Origin of the sequence: Kineobactrum salinum, from assembly GCF_010669285.1 — a bacterium.
Taxonomy (GTDB): Bacteria; Pseudomonadota; Gammaproteobacteria; order Pseudomonadales; family Halieaceae; genus Kineobactrum; species Kineobactrum salinum.
On the sequence record NZ_CP048711.1, the window covers coordinates 4,136,563 to 4,155,467 of the forward strand.

Here is an 18,905-nt window from a genome sequence, read left to right on the forward strand (position 1 = left end):
TTTTTTCAGAAGGCCGGAACAGGCTGCTTGGTACTTTTCACACTTTTCAGTCCAGTCGCCGTAATTTTATTTAAATATAATAAAAACAATAGGATATAAAATTAACAGAGATTGGTTCGAACTGCAGTGACAGCGGCGGCCCGATAAATAACAATATTATTCATAGCGCAGCTTATTGCAATTTGGGTATTTGTGTTACCATGTGCGCCATTAAGGTAACACATTGCGATGACAGGTCGGGTGGTCCGGTTTCTGGTCGCATATTCAAAGGAGAGATGGAATGAAAACTGTGGCTGGAATAGCCAACATTGGCACCCTGGTGCTGACTGCCGTACTGAGCACTTCAGCGTTCGCAGGGGAACCCGCACAAGCGGACTCACGCCTGACCCTGGCGATGAATGATGCTCCGGTGGTCCGCCACGGAGGTCCGTCAATGACCCAGGGCACGGATGCCATGCACGCGAGCAATGTCGAAGTCAAAATGGCTGATACCATGGATGAGATTGCCGAGCAATTGAACCGGGAACTGGAAGCCAGGATGACCGCGAAGCTGGAACGGGCTATCTGACATCACCGGCTGTTTTTGCAAAGGCCCGGCGTCGCAGGACGTCGGGCCTTTTTTTTACCGGTCACTTTGCGCTCAGACTGTCGGCTCGCGGGAGTGCTTCCACGCCAGGAAGGCCTCGCCATCCACCGGGCGCGAGAACAGGAAGCCCTGGGCGTAATCACAGCCGGCATCCTTCAGATACTGCAGGGTCCAGGCATCCTCCACGCCCTCGGCGGTGACACTCAGGTTCAGGGCGCGACCCAGACTGATCACCGCGGAAACGATTTTCTGGGACTCTTCCGAATAGGGCGCCGAAATCACAAACATCTTGTCGATTTTCAGTTCTGAAAACGGCAGCCGGGCCAGCTGGATCAGCGAGGAATAGCCGATCCCGAAGTCGTCGATGGACAGGCTGAAACCCTTGATCCGGAACTGGGTCAGTATCTGCAGTGTGGCGACCGGATTTTCCATGCTGCTGGTTTCGGTCACCTCGAGCACGACCTGCTGGGGTGCCACGCCGAGCCGCGTGCATTGCTGTGCAACCCAGTCGGGAAATTCCGGCGACGACAGGGTTTTGGCGGACAGGTTGAGCGCGATCTGCAGATTCTGGCCGTGGCAATGGGCCGCGAACCATTCCAGTGCCTGGACGAAGATCTGCTCCGTCAGCTGCGCGATCAGGCCCGAGCCCTCCGCCAGCGGAATGAATCGATCGGGGAACAGCATGCCCTGCGTGGGATGCTGCCACCGTGCCAGGCATTCAAGACCCACCAGGTGGCCGGTGGTGCAGCACAGCTTGGGTTGGTAGAACACCGTGAATTGCCGTTCGCGCAGGGCTTGCGCCAGCACCTGCTCGGTAATGGCAAACTGCTCCTCGCTGTCGTCCGCCACCGGCACATTCTGGCTGTGGGAAATCCTGACGCTGCTGGGTGCTGCCAGCAACTGGCGCAGGTCAGCGGGAGTGAAAGGTTTGGGCAGCAGGCCGGCCACCTCCAGGCCGCTTTCCGTTGCCGCCCTGGCGGCAGCCTCTACCACCCGGCTGCCAAGCCCGCTGGTGATGATCAGGGCGGCCGGGGTATTGTAGTCGGGCAATCGCTTGATGATCTCGATACCGTCGATATTCGGCATCACCAGGTCGACGATGATATGGCTGGGCGACCAGCAGGCCAGCAGGCGGAAAAACTCCGCCGGCTCCGTGGTGGAACGGGCCTCGAAGCCGATCTGCTGCGCGATGAGGCACACCGTGACGTTGACATCGGCGTCATCGTCCAGGGTGAGCAGGCGGCGCGCTTGGGAATCCGGTGCCATAGGCTTGTTATACTCTGGTCGGTTCTGCCGTTGCCGGCGGAAGACCGCCAGTCGCGGGAAAACTGTTCTGATTACCGGCGCTCACTGCCCATACTCCATGTCTGAGGCTACGGGTGCAAGGTATTTGGCGATTATCGGTATTGCATTGCCGGTGCAGGATTGAGGGCCGGAAGCGAGCAGGCTGGAGTCCCTGATTTGGAGTCCGTGAGCATGCTCAGCCGGGGTACTGCCGCAGGATCAACTGGTCGCCGCGCTGGGTAAATTCAATGTGCTTGAGAAAGGACATGCCCAGCAGGACCTCCCTGGTCTGTAGCCCGGGAACGATGCCGGCACTGACATCGTGCAGCGCGATCTCGCCCACGCTGACACTTTGCAGGCGGGTGGCATAGGACATGGCCACACCGTTGGCGGTCTGGGTGCGGAACGCGCGGCCCGGCTCCAGCGCCAGCCGCCGGGCAACGGCTTCGGGAATGGCGACGCCGGTGGCGCCGGTGTCGAGCATGAACACCACCGGCTGGCCGTTGATGGCGCCGCTGGTGACATAGTGGCCGTGGCGGTTGCGCTGCAGTACGACCTCGCGAATGCCATCCTTGGCGTAGCGGGTCTCCAGAGCCTGGTTGGGGTTGTGCTGCCGATCCAGCAGATCGTTGAAGAAGAACCCCAGCAGTGCCATGAACACCAGCCAGGCCAGCGCCTGCATCGTCAGGCCCATGCGTTTGTGTGCCCTTGCCTCGTCGTTCATGCCCATGCCTTCGCGCAAATACTCACTCCTGCCTCATGCCGCTAATGTATCACGGCTTGACCGGGTGGCGTTGACTGCCGGTCCTCGGCTACCCTTTGCGCTTACAGGGGGGTAGCCTGGTATGGATTTGTCACTGATACACAGTTCACCGTTCTATGAGTGGGCGGCGCTGCTGGCGCTGGCGGCTGCGGTCGGCTTTATCGGTCTGCAGCTGCGCCAGCCCATGGTCGTGAGCTTCATTGCGGTGGGGGTGCTGGCCGGACCGTCAGCCCTTGACCTGGTGCAGTCGCAGCAGAGCATCGACCTGATGGCGGAGCTCGGTATCGCCGTGCTGCTGTTCCTGGTAGGCCTGAAGCTGGATCTGAAGCTGGTGCGAACCCTGGGGATGGTGGCGCTGGCAACCGGCCTCGGCCAGGTGTTGTTCACCTCCCTGTTTGGCTACCTGCTGGCACTGGCACTGGGGATGAGTCATGTGGTGGCGCTGTATGTGGCGGTTGCGCTGACCTTTTCCAGTACCATCATTATCGTCAAGCTCCTGTCGGACAAGCGCGAGGTGGATTCCCTGCACGGTCGCATCGCGATCGGCTTCCTGATTGTGCAGGACCTGGTGGTCGTGCTGGCGATGATGGTGTTGTCGTCTGTTGGCATCGGTGCCGACAGTGCGGCCAGCGGGGATGCGGTGGCCGGCATTGTCCGGATCCTGCTCAATGGTCTGGGGATGTTGCTGTTTGTGCTGCTGTTCATCCGCTATCTGGCCACGCCGCTGGTGGGCCGGATTGCCCACTCCCAGGAGCTGCTGGTGACCTACGCGATCGCCTGGGCGGCACTGTTGGCCGCGCTGGGACACTACCTGGGCTTCAGCCGGGAGCTGGGCGGTTTGCTGGCGGGTATTTCGCTGGCCTCAACTCCCTACCGAGAGGCCATTGTTTCCCGGCTCGGCTCGCTGCGCGACTTCCTGTTGCTGTTTTTCTTCATTTCCCTGGGCACCAGGCTGGATCTGGGCCTGCTGGGCGCCCAGGTCGGGCCGGCATTGGTGCTCTCCTTATTTGTACTGATTGGCAACCCGCTGATTGTGATGGTCATCATGGGGCTGCTGGGCTACCGCAAGCGTACCGGGTTCCTGGCTGGCCTGACGGTGGCCCAGATCAGCGAGTTTTCGCTGATATTCATGGCCATGGGGATGAGCCTGGGTCATGTGGATGCGCCGGCGCTGGGGTTGGTGACGCTGGTGGGATTGATCACCATTGCACTGTCGGTCTACATGATTACCTGGTCGCATGTACTGTATCGGCTGCTGGAGCCGGTGTTGGGTCTTTTTGAACGCTCCAATCCTGCTCGCGAGGAGAATATCGACGAGCAGGGTCTGGATCGGGCCCGGCACGATGTGATCCTGTTTGGCCTGGGACGCTATGGCAGGGCGCTGGCCCATTTCCTGGCCCAGCAGGACCTGCGTATCCTGGCGGTCGATTTCAATCCCGAAGCTGTGCGCCGTTGGCGGGCCGCGGGTGGTGACGCGGTATTCGGCGATGCGTCGGATCCGGATTTCATGGCCTCATTGCCTCTGGAGCAGGTCAAATGGGTGCTGCGTGCACTGCCGCAGCACGATATCGGCGTGACCCATGAGGATCCGCGCCTGCTCATTATCAACGGCCTGCGCAGCCCGGGTTATCGCGGTCGCATCGCTGTAGCCAGCCATAGTGAGCACGATGTCGAGGTGCTGCGGACAAAGGGTGCCGACCTGGTGCTGGCACCGTTCACCGACGCGGCGGAGCGCGCCGTGGCCAGGTTACTGGAGCCGACGCCGGGCTGAGCCTTTTATTGCGCCGGGCATAATTCTATACTCCCGGCTCGGATCACCGCACAGGCAAACCGGCGAGGACAAACCGTTTGGCAGATGACACAGATAAGCGCGACCCGGAAACAGGGGCTGCCGGAGCCGGTGACCGCGCCGATGACGACGCCACCGAAATCAATCCGGAGGGGGAATACACCGAATTTCGCTCGGCCACCCAGACCTCGGCCGGGTTCGACCATGCCCGGCAGTTGGCGCGCAAGGCGCACGGCGACAGTGGCCGCCTGCTGAAGAAGCGCTTCGTGCTGGAGGACGTGCTGGGGGAGGGTGGCATGGGCCTGGTCTACAAGGCCCGCGATCTGCGCAAGGTGGAGGCCGAGGACCGCAATCCCTACATTGCCGTCAAAGTCCTGGGGCAGAATTTCAAGGATCATCCCCAGGCGTTTGTCTCACTGCAGCAGGAGGCAGTGAAGTCGCAGAAGCTGGCCCACCCCAATATTGTCACCGTGCACGATTTCGACCGCGATGGGGACACCATCTTCATGACCATGGAGTTGCTCAAGGGCGATCCCCTGGACAGTCTGCTGCGGCTGGAAGCGCCGTTCAGCAAGGAAGTGGCGCTACGTTACTTCAACGATCTCTGCGCCGGCCTGGACTATGCCCACAAGCGCGGCCTGATCCATTCGGATTTCAAGCCCGGCAATATCTTCGTCACCACCGGTGGTACCGTCAAGATACTCGACTTCGGGATCGCCCGCGCTGCCAGCAAGGGTGCCCTCAGCCATGATTACGATGCGGGCGAACTGGGCGCGCTAACCCCGCCTATGCCACCGTCGAAATGGTTAACGGCGAACCCCCAAGCTTCAGCGACGACATCTATGCGCTGGCCTGTGTGCTTTATATCATGCTCACCGGCGAACATCCCTACGACCGCAAGAGTGCAGCAGACGCGAAGGCCGCAAACCTGAAGCCGGTCCGCCCGACTGCCTGAATACCCGCGAGTGGCAGGCCTTGAGCACGGCCCTGAGCACCGACAGGCACAAGCGCCCCGCGACCATCGTCGCGTTCCGGGACGCTTTGCTGCCACCCAAACGCAGTGGCGGCAGGAAGAGTCTGGCCGCCGTGCTGCTGGTGCTGGTAGTGGCCGGCGCCTGGTTTGGCTACCAGCAGTACCAGGGCGGACTGGAGCAGCAACGGGTTGTAGACAGCCGGCTGCAGACGGGACAGGACTGTTTCTACAGCCAGGATTTCAAGTGTGCGATAGAGAACGCGCTGGTGGTCAGGAGTCTGGCGCCCCAGAATGCCAAGGCCGCGAAGTTGTTGAACGCCGCCGAAGAGGCCCAGGCCGAGGCGCAACAGGAGCAGTTGGTCAACGAGCGCATGCAAGCCGCCGAAACCTGTTTCGAGGCGGAGGATTTCGACTGTGCCCGTTCTCGGCTGCGTACCCTGCTGGATCTGGTGCCGGGGCAGGCCCAGGCAATCCTGATGCTACAGCGGGTGGAGCAGGCGAGCGCCCGGCAATTGATTACCACGACGCTGGAGCGGGCCCAGGACTGTGTTGACGCCGCCGATATCGACTGCGCGCGGCAGGCGCTGGCCGCGGCCCAGGAGGCCGGCGCCCAGCCGGGGGATCTGTATCCCGTTCAGAGCCAGGTCGACGAAATGGCTCTGGAATTGATGGCTGCGGCCCGCGACCGGGAGGCGCGTATCGGACTGCTGTTGGAGGAGGGCCGCTCCTGCCTGCAACTGAATGACTTTGCCTGTGTGGAAGACCGGGTCGTGGCCGTCCTGGAGCAGGACAGTGGGAACAGCGCCGCCGCCGAACTGCGCCAGGCCGTGGCGGCCGCCCGTGAGCAGCTGCGCTTCCGCGAGCAGACGGTGGCCGGTTTCCTGCAGGAGGCCGAGGACTGTTTCCAGCGCAAGAACTACAGCTGTACAATCGCCAAATCGGAATCCGCACTGGCTATTATTCCGCGGCATGCCGCCGCGAGTGCGATGATAGAACGGGCAGATCAGGCCCAGAAACAGGCGAAAATGAATATTTCCATAGAATAGGCTATGGTGTTGTCAGGCGGCCCCGGCGGGCCGGCCGGGGGAGATTGCAATGAAAAAAATAGCGTCAGCGGCAGTGCTGGCGGCCTTTGCCGCCAGTTCCAGCCAGGCCAGCTTCTTCAAGGATCTGGTGGACTCCGTACAGAAAACCGCGGAAGACACCGCCAGGCAGGTGGTGATCGATACCACCGCCCAGATGGTGCGCGACATGATCATCGGCTACACCACGGTGCAGACCAAGACCGACAAGGAAGTGGCCGATGAGTACGCCCGCGACAACGACGGCAATTTGCCGGTGAACACCCGGTTGTCTTCCTACCGCACGGAAATCCAGCCGGGTACTGCGGTCAGCCCGGGTACCGAGGTGCGGGTGAAATCCTGGATCGAGGTGATACCGGGTACCAGCGGCGACAGGGCCCGCATCGAAGAGCGCCTGACTATCTGGGACAACGATGACAACACCATTGCCCTGAAAAGCATGACCAAGCAGGCTGGCAAGAAATCGGGCAAGGGCGGCGCCTTCAATGGTGAATTCAGTTTCACGCTGCCCGAAGGCCTGCCCCAGGGGTATATCCGATCAGCACGGACCTGATGCTCAATGGCGAGCAGGTTGGCGACCAGAAGCACGGCCTGCAACTGGTTCTGTGGCTGGACGGCCAGGGCGGGGCGTTACTGGTCCGTCGGTAGGGCGCCCGCTAGCGCGCCCCGGGCAGCGCGAAGCGCTGGCGCAGAAAGCGCGCGATGCCATCCTCGTCGTGATGGCCGATCACGGCGCTGGCCGCCGCCTTGATCTCGTTCCTGGCATTCTCGGGGGCGTAGCACTCATCGGCCAGCTCGAACATGCTCAGGTCATTGTCGCTGTCACCAAAACACAGAACCTTGCTCACGCCCAGCTGTTCCCGCAGCAGGGTTACGGCGCTGCCCTTGCTGGCGTCGCTGTGGTGGATGTCTATCCACTTCAGCTGGGCGCCTTCCAGGGCGGTGCCGCTGTAGGCCACCAGTCCCTGTTCTGGAGCCACCTTCAGCGCAATTGCATCGATAAGCTCCGCCGGCCCCAGCGCACTGATATTGGCGATATCCATGTCGGCGGGCATCTGCTCTGCCGGCAGCACCGCCAGGTCGGCGCGGGTGCCGAATTCTCCAGCCAGCCGCCGCTCCACATCACTGCGTAGCGGGGTATGGTAGATCGCATGCTGGCCATCGGGGCCCAGCGCGAAAATAAACGGCGTCAGTTGCTGCGCCATCACGGCCTCCAGCACATGCTGGATCTCGGTCTGGGTGAGAAAACGGGTGTGGCTGTAACTGGTCGCCTGCGGGCACCAGATCATTACTCCGTTCTTGTATATCTGGGGCAACTGGAAGCCGTGCCCGTGCAGGATGTCACGCGCCGCATGCAGGGTGCGGCCGGTGGCGACAGTATAGGCGATGCCCCGTTGTGCCAGCAGTCGCAGCGTGTCACGGGTATAGGGGCTGATCCGCGAGCCGCTGTCGAGCAGGGTGCCGTCGAGGTCAAAAACTACCAGTTCCAAGGTCTCTCCAGGGTCTTGCGGGATATACCATGTCAGTGATCAAGGATAACCAGCTGGCTGACCGGGGTCGAGCGCAGTCACCGGTCGGTTGGCTATAGTTGGCCCGTGCGCAGGCCAGCCAGGGGCCGCGGAACTTACTGGTTACCGACCAATTCCCGCCGCAGACCTTCGAGCTCGGTCTCACTCCAGTCGGGCCCGGCGGGCAGGTTGCCCCATACCGGTTGCGGCCAGCAGGGGTCATTTTCGTGCCGGCCCACCAGGTGCAGGTGCAATTGGGGCACGACGTTGCCCAGTGCGGCGAAGTTGACTTTGGGATAGCCCAGCGACTGCTTGAGATAGACTGCCAGCCGCTGGCACTCGGCCAGCACCTGCTGCAGCATGGCCGGGGGCAGGTCCAGCAGGTCCTGTTCGGAGCTGTTCGGCACCAGGATCAGCCAGTGCAGTGCGGCATTGCGGGCCAGCAGCAGCGTACCACCGGGCGTCTCGCCCAGCAGGTGGCAGTCCGCCAGCAGTTGCGGGTGCAGTTCAGGCATTGGACAGTTGTCCGGCGCAGGCGGTTGCCTGGTATTGTAGAGAGTGTTGACGGAATCTGTACACGCTGAGCTCCGCTGCTGTGGGTGTGATTGGCCGCACAGTTTAGCGGTTGGCGCCGGTCCGCGGAACCCGCTTGTGAGGTTGCGGTTGACAGCGTTGACCGGGCGTCAGTAGTGTGCGAAAACACTCCCGAAGGCCGCGTTGGCCAGGGGCGTCCAGACGGGAGAGCAATGCATGAGCCAGGAAATCCTCCAGTTAACCGCGACCGAATTGTTGCGGAAATATAGCCAGGCGAAGCTGTCGCCGGTGGAGGTGACCCGGGCGCTGTTCCAGCAGTTGCAGCGACTCAACGGTGAGCTGAATGCATTCTGCCTGGTGGACGAAGATACCACGCTGCGCTATGCCCAGGAGTCCGAGCAGCGCTATCACAGCAAGCAGACCAGGGGCTGGGTGGACGGCGTGCCCGTGGCAATCAAGGACCTGTTCCTGACTCCGATGTGGCCCACTCTCAGGGGCTCGAAAACCGTGGACGGCGCCAGCACCCTGGGCAAGTCGGCGCCGGCCGTGGCCGCGCTGGACCGGCACGGTTATATTCCGCTGGGCAAGACGACGACGCCCGAGTATGGCTGGAAAGGCGTTACCGACAGCCCGCTGCAGGGTGCTACCTGTAATCCCTGGAACCAGGAGCGTACCGCTGGTGGTTCCAGCGGTGGCTCGGCGGCAGCGCTGGCGGCGGGCATGGCGCCGGTGGCGCTGGGCACTGATGCCGGTGGCTCCATCCGGATTCCGGCGGCCTTTTGCGGCGTGGTCGGCTTCAAGCCGTCGCTGGGCGAGGTACCGCACTGGCCTCCCAGCCCATTTGGCAGCCTCGCCCACGCTGGGCCGATGGCCCGCAGTGTGGAGGATTGCGCGCTGCTGATGAACGTGCTGAGCGAGCCGGACCACCGCGACGTGAGCGCAGTACCTCGCCGCAAGATCGATTACCTGGCCGCGCTGGGCGATGGCGTCAAGGGCATGAAGATCGCGTTCAGCGCCAATTTGGGTCATGTGGACGTGTTGCCGGAAGTCGAGCAGGCTCTGGCCGGGGTGGCACGTGCGCTGGGTGAGCTGGGTGCGTCGGTGGTGGAGGTGGACCCCAGCTTCAGCGATCCACTGGGAGCCTTCGGACACCTGTTCTACAGCGGTGCGGCCAATGCCATACGTGACCTGGGCGAGAAGAAGCGGGAGCTGATGGATCCGCAACTGGTTGCGGTGGCCCGCAAGGCGGCGCGCCTGTCGATGCTGGAATACCTGGCGGCCAACAATGAGCGCACCGCACTGGGCGAACGCATGGCACAATTCCACCAGAAATATGACCTGCTGCTGACGCCGACGCTGCCGTTTACCGCATTCGGCATCAATCGGGAAGTTCCCGAGGACTGGCCCAGTACCCGCTGGCCGACCTGGACGCCCTTTACCTACCCGTTCAACATGACGGGACAGCCCGCGCTGTCGGTACCCTGCGGTTTTTGCTCGGAGGGTTTGCCAATAGGCATGCAGCTGGTCGGGGCGAGATTCAATGACAGCACGGTGCTGCGGGCAGGGCATGCTTACCAGCAATTGATGCCCACGGCCCAATGGCGGCCGCCCTGTTTTGCCGACCCACAGGAGTAGCTGATGGCTGATCTCGATATCGATTTCTACGAGTCGGAAGACCCGATCTGGAACCCGGCATTGCTGGCAATTCCGATGCCCGGCATCCGCAAGATGGTGAACCTGGCCTCGACCATGAACGACGTGATCCACCTCTCCATCGGCCAGCCGGATCTGCCGGCGCCCACCCATGTGGTCGAGGCAACCGTCGACGCGCTGCGGGCCGGACAGACCGGCTACACCATGGACGCGGGTCTGCCCGAACTGCTGGAGGAACTGGCGGCTTACTATGGCAATCGTTACCAGCGCAGTCTGTTGCCGGAAAACATTCTGGTGACGACGGGGGCCACCGAGGCTATTTACCTGGCGCTGACCTCCACCTCCGCGCCCGGGCGGGAGTTCATCGTGCCGGATCCCTGCTTCATGCTCTACGCCCCGCTGATCCGCATGAACGGCGGAAGCGTCAAGAGCATTCCGACGCGGGCCGAGTTCAATCACCAGCTGGATCCCCAGGAGGTGATTGATGCGATGGACCAGAACACCTGCGCGGTAGTACTCAACTCGCCCAGCAATCCGACCGGCACCGTCTACCCGCGCGAAACGATAGAGGCCATTGTCGAAGAGGCGGCCTACCGTGGTATCTACGTGATCAGCGATGAGGTCTACGACCACCTTATCTATGACGACAAGACCTACCCCAGTGTGCTGTCCTGCTGCTCCGACCTGGACCATGTGATGGTGATCAGCAGTTTTTCCAAAACCTTCAGCATGGCCGGCATGCGGGTGGGCTGGCTGATTGCCAGCCAGGGTGCCATCAAGAAACTGCGCCGCTACCACATGTTTACCACCACGGTGGCAAATACACCCTGTCAGTGGGCCGGCGTCGCCGCGCTGAAGGGCGAACGTACCTTTGTCGACGGTATGCTGGAGGAGTACACCCGGCGCCGCAACCGGCTGGTGGAACTGGTCGACCAGACACCCTATCTGTCAGGTTACAAGCCCGATGGGGCCTTTTACATGTTTCCGGCGCTGCCCGAGGGCATCAATGGCAATAACGTGGCGCTGCGTCTGCTGAAGGAGACCGGTGTCTGCACCATTTCCGGGCAGACCTTTGGCGACAGTTGCGGCAGTGCCCTGCGCATCAGTTATTCCACGTCCATAGACCGGATTGAAGCCGCCTTCGAGCGCATCATCCCGTGGATGGCGAAACAGGACTTTGCCTGAGTCTGCGGTGCAGCCAGGCTCGCGGCAGGGGTTGCCCCGCTGCAATTGGCAAAGTGTAGTGCGCGGCCGGTGACGGGGTTCCTCCCGCGGGATCAGCGTCGATCACAGTTGAAATTACGGCAGCTTTACTCGCTCCCATTTGCTGTGTAGTCTTTGGTTGACCCCACGCGCTTGATCGGTGGCGCATGGGTAGTGCGGTGGAAGCCGTCATTGATACAAATAGACAACAGGTTTGCACAGGGGATTTGATATGAAGGCTCAACAATTGGCCGGCGCCGTTCTGGCGGGACTTCTGGTATTCGGCGTTACCGCTTGCAGCAAGGACGATGCAGAAGAGGCGGGCGAGAATGTGTCCGAAATGACAGAAGATGCGATGGAAGCCACGGGCGATGCGGTGGACGATATCGGTGATGCCATCGAGGACGGTGCCCATGACACCAGGCAGTGGGGCGAGGATGTAATGCACGACGCCGAGCAGGCGGGCGAGGATGCAATGCATGAAGCCGAGCAGGCCCGTGAAGATGCAGAGCATGAAGCCGAGCAGGCGGCTGACGACCTCGAAGACTGAGCAACGGAATTGGCCGGGGGGAGGGGCGTTGCGACGCTCCAGGCCCTCGACGCCCGCCGCTTATTCGAACAGGTATTTGGCGTTATCCGGAGCTGATTGATACGCAACATCCTGCGGCAGGATGACGCCGTTCACGGAACACCATTGCCGTCGGGGCTTTTTTTGCCGGCTTCCACGCCCAGACGCTTGTTGCGCCGCTGGCCCAGACGTCGCGCGAGGCGCTGCAGATCAGCGGTGCGGTCTACCTCGTCGACGATTTCCCGTCCCACCAGGGTTTCAAAGATATCTTCCAGGGTGATGACGCCGTCGACGCCGCCGTATTCGTCCACCACCAGCATGAGATGTGCTCCCCGCTCCAGGATGACCTCGAAGGCCCGCAGCAGGTCGATGGCGCCTACCAGCGCGGGCAATTCGCGCCGGTAGTGGGACAGGGGCTTGTCCTGCTCCTCGCGGGCCTTGGCCAGGATCAATTCGCCGCGCAGCACGAAGCCGGTCACATCGTCCTGGTTGTCGCCGTAGATCGGTATCCGGGAAAACGGCGCATCGCCGTGTTTTTCAAAATAGTCAGCGACCTGCATGTCCTGCGGCAGGGTGAACAGCACCGGCCGCGGTGTCATCACGTCCTTGACGGTTTTCTCCCTCAGGCCAAGCAGATTCTGCAGAATACGGGTTTCGTGGTTGCCCAGTTCGCCTTCCATCTCGCCCACTTCCGCCATCACCGCAAATTCCGCCCGGCTCAGTCCCCGCAGGGGTTGGCCCCGGGTTATCAGGCGGGTCATCCAGTTGGACATCACGACGAAGGGATACAGCAGAATGATCATGCCGTGCAGGATGTGCGCGATCATCGGCGCCAGTTGGCGCCAGTAGAAAGCCCCCAGCGTTTTAGGGATGATCTCCGAGAACACCAGGATCAGCAGTGTCAAAATGGCGGAGAACACCCCCAGCATGCTGCTGCCGAATACTATTGCGGCCTGGGCCCCGGCCACGGTGGCTCCGGCGGTGTGGGCGATGGTATTGAGGGTCAGGATGGCCGAAAGCGGCCGGTCCACATCCTGCTTGAGCGCCCGCAAGCGGCGGCCGGACGAGCGACCCTCCTGTTCCAGCAGTGTGGTGTAGGCCGTGGTTACGCTGAGCAGCACCGCCTCGGCCACCGAGCAAATGAAGGAAATCCCCAGGGCCAGGCCTATGGCAATCAGCAGTAGTGTCATGCCGGCATTGTACGCTGCAATGAACTTCTGTGTATATTCAACGGGAAGGACTCCGCAATGGGGTGGAAGTGGGCTACTATGGAAGCCGGGAATCAGGATTTGTTCAGGGAGAAGTATATGTCACATTGGTTGAGATGCACGGTGGCGATCGGGTTGGGCACGATGCTGGCGCTGGCTGCCGCAGCCGAGCCGGTCAGTTCCGAAACGGGCTGGATGGAACTGGTGAAGGGACACCTGGACAAGAATACCGGTGCGGACGTGCGGGATGTGCAGCCCGGCGAAAAAGAGGGCTTTAAGAAGGTCACCCTGGCGATTCCGAAGAAAGTCGTCCAGTCACACGATGGAGAGCTTGAAGAGATCACGGTCATCGGTCAACGCCCCCAATCCATCGACCTGATACCGGACTTCAAGGTGCCGGAGTTCGAATACGAGTGGGTCGACGACTACGACAACGATTACTATGGCCTGATCATCCACCTGCGCGATGACGGCAGCCTGCCCCTGCGGCTGTATCTGGAATCCAGCGCCGGATTCACCCGGTAGCAGAGCGCGCGCCGTCGGTAATTTTCGCGCCCAAGCCCTTGACGACCAAGGAGTTGATACCTATAGTAACGCCCCTCAAACAACGCGCCTGTAGCTCAGCTGGATAGAGTACCTGGCTACGAACCAGGCGGTCGCACGTTCGAATCGTGCCAGGCGCGCCAAACAACCAAAAAGGCCCCGCTCGCAAGAGTGGGGCCTTTTTGGTTGTTCAGTGCTCTGGCCGTGAGAGCGTGCCCCGTTCGACAAAATGTGCCGGCTCTACCCCATACACGGGGGGGCCGGATCTCGTTTGAGGTACAAATCGTGCCGACAAAGAATGCGCCCATCGGTAGCGCCTCTCACCACAATCACTCCGAGCTATGCCCGGTGCGTTTCGTGTCTCAACGCACCCTATGCAGCTATGCCCGGTGCGTTTCGTGCCTCAACGCACCCTATGCAGCTATGCCCGGTGCGTTTCGTGCCTCAACGCACCCTATGCAGCTATGCAGCTATGCGGCTATGCGGCATGCGGCTATGCGGCTGTGAGCCTGCGCGAATCCCTGATGGCCACCGGCAGTGGGATGGTCCCATGCTATAAGCGCAAAACTCCATAGGGTGCGCTGACGAAGGAAGCGCACCTTCTGGCTCTATCCAATTAGCGCGGCCCGTGAGGGTATATTCGGGCAGATCCGTGCCCGTGGAAAGCCCTTTTCCTCTCAAGATAATGGAAAAAATGCAATACAGTTGGGCATGGAAAGTACAGGGTCTTGCTGTACAGACTGTCCCGGAGGGACCTGGAGTATAGATCCTATGTCGGGCATATCTACTTGTGCATACATTGGTGGAGGTTCCTGAGTGTGGTTCCGTTCATAGTGGAGGCAGGCAACAGGGCTTCTACCTCACTACTACTGGCGAGATGGGGTGAATTTTCTGACATCCAGGCCCTCGATATACCGGAAATCCCGGTAACTGGTGGTGACAAGCTCCAGATTCGATTGAGTAGCGGTCGCTGCGATCAGGGCATCGCCGGGTCAGGGCATGGGTCTGGGCATGTTGTTAGTTCAAAAGGCGAGTGATGATGCTGATGTGTTCATTTAATTCCAGAATCCGGATGTTGAATGCCTGCAATATCCTTTCTGCCAATCGGGCTTTGTTTTTGCCACTTGCCCTGGTTCACTGGATTCGATGAGCGCAGGACCTGCGCTGGCAGAGCGCCCGGGACACGGAAGAGCCACCTGCTATTTTCAGCCAACAAACCCAGACATATTGGCAGATACCGCTCAAATACCCTGGATGCACGGGGATTTTTGACCGGTTTTGCTAGAGCGTACTTGTTACCATAACGGCCTTTTGACGAAGCGCAAACGGCGCACGGGGAGCAGGGCAGTTATGGAATCGGGTCAGCGGAAAGTGGTGGTTGTGGGAGCGGGGATTGCCGGTCTGACCGCCGCCTTCCATCTGCAGCAACGCGGCTTCAACGTCGTTGTATTGGAAAAGGAAGCGGCCCCCGGCGGGCGTATGCGGCAAGTCGAGCTCGGCGGCTTGCGGGTCAATACGGGCGCGCGGCTACTCTACACGTTTTATACTCCGCTGATGGAGCTGATTCGTCAGCTCGGTCTGGAGGAGGAGATTGTCTACCTCGGCCATACCCGGATGCGCTGCAACGACAGAGGCGGAGACTATCCGATTGCTTTCACGCCCGGTCTGGGGCCATTGTTCAATTCATCCCTGAAGCTGTCGACGCGCTTGCGTCTGATCAGGTTGTTGCCGGATCTGCTGCGAGCCCGGTTTGCCACCGACCCCAATGACATGAGCAGTTGCGCCTATGCGGATCATGGCACCATGGCGGAGTACTTTACTGCCAGGGTTGGCAGGGATTTTGTCGACAAGATTGTCGACCCACTGTTTCGCGGGGCCCGAAGCTGGAATGCGGAAGACGTGTCGCCGGCCTTCTTTCTGACCTCCACCGCACACATGTTTGGCCACCGGGCTTTTACCTTCCGCCGCGGTATCGGTTATATCAATGAAGTGCTGGCATCGCAGCTGGATATTCGCTATCACACCGAGGTGCTGGGGATTGAGCGCGAACGGGACGGGCCGGGCGCAACGGTGTCATGGCTGGAGGAGGGAGCCGAGCGCGAACTTTACGCCGACATCGTGGTTTGCGCGACGGAAGGGGTCAGGGCCCGGCATCTCGTTGCCAACCAGAGCCTCCCGGAACAATCCTTCCTGGCGGATGTGCGCTACAACGCGCTGGGCGTGGTCTATCATGTGCTGAAGAACAGCCCGGCCCATGGCATCAACTTCTACACCCGCGATCACCCCTCGGCCCTGGCCATCCTGGAAACGGTGCCCGAGCGGGACAACAACAAACCCCACCTGTTTTGCGAACTCTCCCCGGAGGCCGTGGAGCAGGCCTCCAGAGAGGGGCTCCAGGGAGAGCTGGGGCAGCTTGTCAGGCGCGATGTGGCTCAACTGTACCCGGGGCTGGAGCGGGAGCTGGATCATACGGTGAGTCAGTGGATTGAACCCATGCTGCCGGTATTCTACCCGGGTTATATTGCCTCTTTGCGCCGCTTCGCTGAACATCAGCGGGGCGCCCGGCAGGCGATCTACTACTGCGGTGACTACATGGCTCAGGCCCTGGTGGGCGGCGCCTGTGGCAGTGGTCGCGATATCGCCCGCCTGATCGGCGAACACTACCGCTGACAGCCTGCTCAGGACTGCGATAGACTGGGATGGAACCAGTCGAGGGTAGTATTTTGGCGCTGATGCAAAACACGGTGAAGGGACTGTTCCGCACCCATCTGGTGGGCCCCGGCGCGTCGCTCAGTGAGGCCTTCTCGACCCTGGACAGCTCAGAGAAAGTCGACGGCTTCCTGGCGGTTCCGCAACGTGGATTGCGCGGCGGCCAGACAAAGCTGTCTGTTGAGGAAGGCGAGGGCCACTGGGAACTTCAGTGTATAGGGGACGATATCTACGTGGTGGCGTCCCGCTGCCGCTTCCACGATGCCCGCAGGGAGGTTGTACCGCCGGAGGGCTTCATCGAGATTCATATCTGTCTGTCCGGTCCGGTGCACCTGCAGCTGGCCGGGAAAAAGAAGTTCAGCTCAAGCTCGCCCTTCATGTTCGTTTGTCGGCAGGGAGCAAATGCCCGCTATACCGTGCGCTTTGAGCCGGGCAGGCGCGAGATGCTGGCTTTTTACGTCCGGCCCTCGGTGCTGGATACCTTCGGGCTTCATTGCGGCGGTGACATCCCCTATCTGCGAGACCTGCTGGATACCGGGGACGACAGCATTACCTACCAGCAGTTGCCTATTTCAGTGCCGATTCTCGGTGTCGCGACACAGATCATGCACAATCAACTGCGAGGACAATCCCGCCTCATCTACACCGAAGCAAAGACCTGGGAATTGCTGAGTTTGTTTCTTGACGAACTTTCACAGCCCCCTGGCCAGTTGGCAGGGCTTGCTACAGACGTGTTCGCCGAGCGCGACCTGGCCATGTTCGAGCAGGCACGAAGCATCCTCCAGGAGCAGCTCAGCGCCAAGCTGACCATCGCCGCCCTGGCACGAGCGGTGGGAACCAATACCACCAAGCTGAAACACGGCTTCAAGCTGTGTTTTGGCATGACGATCCTCGAGTTCAGCCACCAGTGCAAAATGGAGGAGGCGCTGCGCTTGCTGGTGGATGAACAGATATCCGTGGGTATGGTGGCGCAGGCGGTAGGGTACCAGCATCAGGCCAGTTTCTCCTCGGCGTTCAAGGAGTACTACGGTATTCTGCCCAAGGAGGCAAGAAAGCTGAAGAGCGGGGCTTATCCAAAACGCGCCCGCAAGGAAATCAGCCGTTCAAGCTGAGTATGGCGACGCTCGCCAGCGCCAGCGGGACCACATACCGGAACGCCGCTTGCCACATGGTCAGTGCGAACGGCGAGCGGATACGCAACTCCCTGCCCAGTATTGCCGGCGATATCTGCCACCCCACGAACAGTGACACCATGATCCCGCCCATCGGCATCAGAATGTTCGCCGCGAGCATTTCGTAGAGGCCGAAAAACGTCAGCTCCTTGAACATCGGAATGAAGCCCAGGGGATACAGGTCGTGCCAGTGATTGAAGGACATCACCACGGTCAGGCCGAGCAGCAGCTCAAACAGAAATACGAGCACGGTGGCAACAGGGTGGCGCAAGTTGAAGCGATTCTTGAGCCACTCAATGGGTGGCAGGGCAATGGCGATAGCGGAAGTGAGGGCCGCGATCAGCAGCATGATGAAAAACAGGGCGGCCAGCAGGCTTCCGTATTGGAATGTCGCCAGCGCTGTGGGCAAGGAGACAAACAGCAGGCCGGGACCTTCGCCGGGATCGATGCCATGGGCGAAAACAATCGGAAACACGGTCAGGCCGGCTATCAGTGCAACAGCTGTATCCACCGCAGCAATAAGCAGGGCGTATCTGGGAATGGATACATCGTCCGACAGGTGTGACCCGAATACGATCAGCACGCAGGCGCCGACACCAACGGAAAAGAAGGCCTGGCCGACGGCGTAGATGAACGTCATCGGAGTCAGTGCGTCGAGGTTTATTGTGAACAGGAAATCAAATGTGGCACCGACATCACCGTGCGCAAGGGCAATTGCACAATTGAACAGGAGTATCAGGAAGAAAATCGGCATGAGAAATTTGATGCAACGCTCGATGCCGTTGTGAATGTCCAGCATCACGGGCACCGCCGCGAGAACGGCGAACCCGGTCATGCTTGCGATCAGCATTGCGGGGGAGCCGGTCAGTTGACCATAGAGTTGCCCGAAGTGCTCGGCTCCGTCGCCGACGAATCCGCCGCCCAGGCTCACTACCGTGTAATACAGCGTCCATCCAGCGATCACCAGGTAGAAGCCCAGCGTCAGCACCGACGCCAGGATGCCGAATGAGGCGATATACTTCCACTGCGTCGGGGCACCCGAGGCCTCGGCCACCCGCGAGATGGAGCTGGCAGGGCCAGCCTTGCCGGCCCTGCCTATCAGCAATTCGGCGATCAACACCGGCACGGCCACGACGATGATCGCCAGCAGGTAGATCAGAATGAACGCCCCGCCGCCAGCGGTGCCGACGGTATAGGGGAACTTCCAGATATTGGCGAGACCAACGGCCGACCCGATTGCCGCCATCAGGAAAACGTAGTTGGAGCTCCAGAGTCGGTGCGTAGTGCTCATCCAGGGGACATCGCTATTGAATTATCAGGCCGGCCGCGC

Annotated in this window: 17 protein-coding genes and 1 tRNA gene; 12 read left to right on the forward strand and 6 right to left on the reverse strand. The window is 60.9% G+C overall.

What is annotated here, in order from left to right:
• The first annotated feature begins 280 nt into the window (after positions 1-280).
• Positions 281-568, forward strand: a complete 288-nt coding sequence (locus tag G3T16_RS18265; RefSeq protein ID WP_163496475.1) for a hypothetical protein — start codon at positions 281-283, stop codon at positions 566-568.
• Positions 569-640: 72 nt separating this feature from the next.
• On the opposite strand, the gene G3T16_RS18270 is transcribed toward G3T16_RS18265, so the two are convergent.
• Both G3T16_RS18270 and G3T16_RS18275 read right to left on the reverse strand, forming a co-directional pair.
• Complete coding sequence (locus G3T16_RS18270) at positions 641-1,852, reverse strand: GGDEF/EAL domain-containing response regulator (RefSeq protein WP_163496476.1); 1,212 nt, start codon at positions 1,850-1,852, stop codon at positions 641-643.
• Between the two features lie 214 nt (positions 1,853-2,066).
• On the reverse strand, positions 2,067-2,612 hold the full coding sequence (locus G3T16_RS18275) for a retropepsin-like aspartic protease family protein (RefSeq protein WP_232059157.1): 546 nt from the start codon (positions 2,610-2,612) through the stop codon (positions 2,067-2,069).
• Positions 2,613-2,715: 103 nt separating this feature from the next.
• Here G3T16_RS18275 and G3T16_RS18280 point away from each other — a divergent pair, with 103 nt between their 5' ends.
• The 4 genes from G3T16_RS18280 (at position 2,716) to G3T16_RS18295 (ending at position 7,030) form a co-directional block, all read left to right on the forward strand.
• Positions 2,716-4,404: a cation:proton antiporter gene (locus tag G3T16_RS18280; protein ID WP_163496477.1), complete on the forward strand. Its 1,689-nt coding sequence runs from the start codon at positions 2,716-2,718 to the stop codon at positions 4,402-4,404.
• Positions 4,405-4,481: 77 nt separating this feature from the next.
• On the forward strand, positions 4,482-5,354 hold the full coding sequence (locus tag G3T16_RS18285; RefSeq protein ID WP_163496478.1) for a serine/threonine-protein kinase: 873 nt from the start codon (positions 4,482-4,484) through the stop codon (positions 5,352-5,354).
• 43 nt (positions 5,355-5,397) lie between these two features.
• Positions 5,398-6,441 (forward strand): hypothetical protein, encoded by a 1,044-nt coding sequence (locus G3T16_RS18290; RefSeq protein ID WP_163496479.1) that lies wholly within the window; start codon positions 5,398-5,400, stop codon positions 6,439-6,441.
• A gap of 49 nt (positions 6,442-6,490) precedes the next feature.
• Positions 6,491-7,030, forward strand: coding sequence for a hypothetical protein (locus G3T16_RS18295; protein ID WP_163496480.1), 540 nt, complete (start codon positions 6,491-6,493; stop codon positions 7,028-7,030).
• A gap of 103 nt (positions 7,031-7,133) precedes the next feature.
• Here G3T16_RS18295 and G3T16_RS18300 read toward each other — a convergent pair whose 3' ends face one another.
• Both G3T16_RS18300 and G3T16_RS18305 read right to left on the reverse strand, forming a co-directional pair.
• Complete coding sequence (locus G3T16_RS18300; protein ID WP_163496481.1) at positions 7,134-7,967, reverse strand: HAD family hydrolase; 834 nt, start codon at positions 7,965-7,967, stop codon at positions 7,134-7,136.
• Positions 7,968-8,101: 134 nt separating this feature from the next.
• Positions 8,102-8,500, reverse strand: coding sequence for an HIT family protein (locus G3T16_RS18305; RefSeq protein WP_163496482.1), 399 nt, complete (start codon positions 8,498-8,500; stop codon positions 8,102-8,104).
• 235 nt (positions 8,501-8,735) lie between these two features.
• Between G3T16_RS18305 and G3T16_RS18310 the strand changes: the two genes are divergently transcribed.
• The 3 genes from G3T16_RS18310 to G3T16_RS21340 all read left to right on the forward strand — a co-directional run bounded on the left by G3T16_RS18310 (position 8,736) and on the right by G3T16_RS21340 (position 11,925).
• On the forward strand, positions 8,736-10,154 hold the full coding sequence (locus tag G3T16_RS18310) for an amidase (protein WP_163496483.1): 1,419 nt from the start codon (positions 8,736-8,738) through the stop codon (positions 10,152-10,154).
• A 3-nt stretch (positions 10,155-10,157) separates the two neighbouring features.
• Positions 10,158-11,357 carry a pyridoxal phosphate-dependent aminotransferase gene (locus G3T16_RS18315; protein ID WP_163496484.1) on the forward strand — a complete coding sequence of 400 codons (1,200 nt, stop codon included), beginning with the start codon at positions 10,158-10,160 and terminating at the stop codon, positions 11,355-11,357.
• 250 nt (positions 11,358-11,607) lie between these two features.
• A complete protein-coding gene (locus G3T16_RS21340) occupies positions 11,608-11,925 on the forward strand; it encodes a hypothetical protein (protein ID WP_197911747.1) in 318 nt (105 codons plus the stop codon).
• 131 nt (positions 11,926-12,056) lie between these two features.
• Here G3T16_RS21340 and G3T16_RS18325 read toward each other — a convergent pair whose 3' ends face one another.
• Positions 12,057-13,133, reverse strand: coding sequence for a CNNM domain-containing protein (locus G3T16_RS18325; protein ID WP_163496485.1), 1,077 nt, complete (start codon positions 13,131-13,133; stop codon positions 12,057-12,059).
• A 117-nt stretch (positions 13,134-13,250) separates the two neighbouring features.
• On the opposite strand from G3T16_RS18325, the gene G3T16_RS18330 reads away from it, so the two are divergent.
• The 4 genes from G3T16_RS18330 (at position 13,251) to G3T16_RS18345 (ending at position 17,515) form a co-directional block, all read left to right on the forward strand.
• Positions 13,251-13,676, forward strand: a complete 426-nt coding sequence (locus tag G3T16_RS18330; RefSeq protein ID WP_163496486.1) for a hypothetical protein — start codon at positions 13,251-13,253, stop codon at positions 13,674-13,676.
• Between the two features lie 84 nt (positions 13,677-13,760).
• Positions 13,761-13,837: transfer RNA gene (locus tag G3T16_RS18335), tRNA-Arg, on the forward strand.
• Positions 13,838-15,044: 1,207 nt separating this feature from the next.
• Positions 15,045-16,364, forward strand: a complete 1,320-nt coding sequence (locus G3T16_RS18340) for a protoporphyrinogen/coproporphyrinogen oxidase (protein WP_163496487.1) — start codon at positions 15,045-15,047, stop codon at positions 16,362-16,364.
• A 29-nt stretch (positions 16,365-16,393) separates the two neighbouring features.
• On the forward strand, positions 16,394-17,515 hold the full coding sequence (locus tag G3T16_RS18345) for a helix-turn-helix domain-containing protein (RefSeq protein ID WP_163496488.1): 1,122 nt from the start codon (positions 16,394-16,396) through the stop codon (positions 17,513-17,515).
• On the opposite strand, the gene G3T16_RS18350 is transcribed toward G3T16_RS18345, so the two are convergent.
• Positions 17,499-18,866, reverse strand: a complete 1,368-nt coding sequence (locus G3T16_RS18350) for a sodium-dependent transporter (protein ID WP_163496489.1) — start codon at positions 18,864-18,866, stop codon at positions 17,499-17,501. The two genes, G3T16_RS18345 and G3T16_RS18350, sit on opposite strands and share 17 nt — an antisense overlap.
• Positions 18,867-18,905 lie beyond the last annotated feature (39 nt).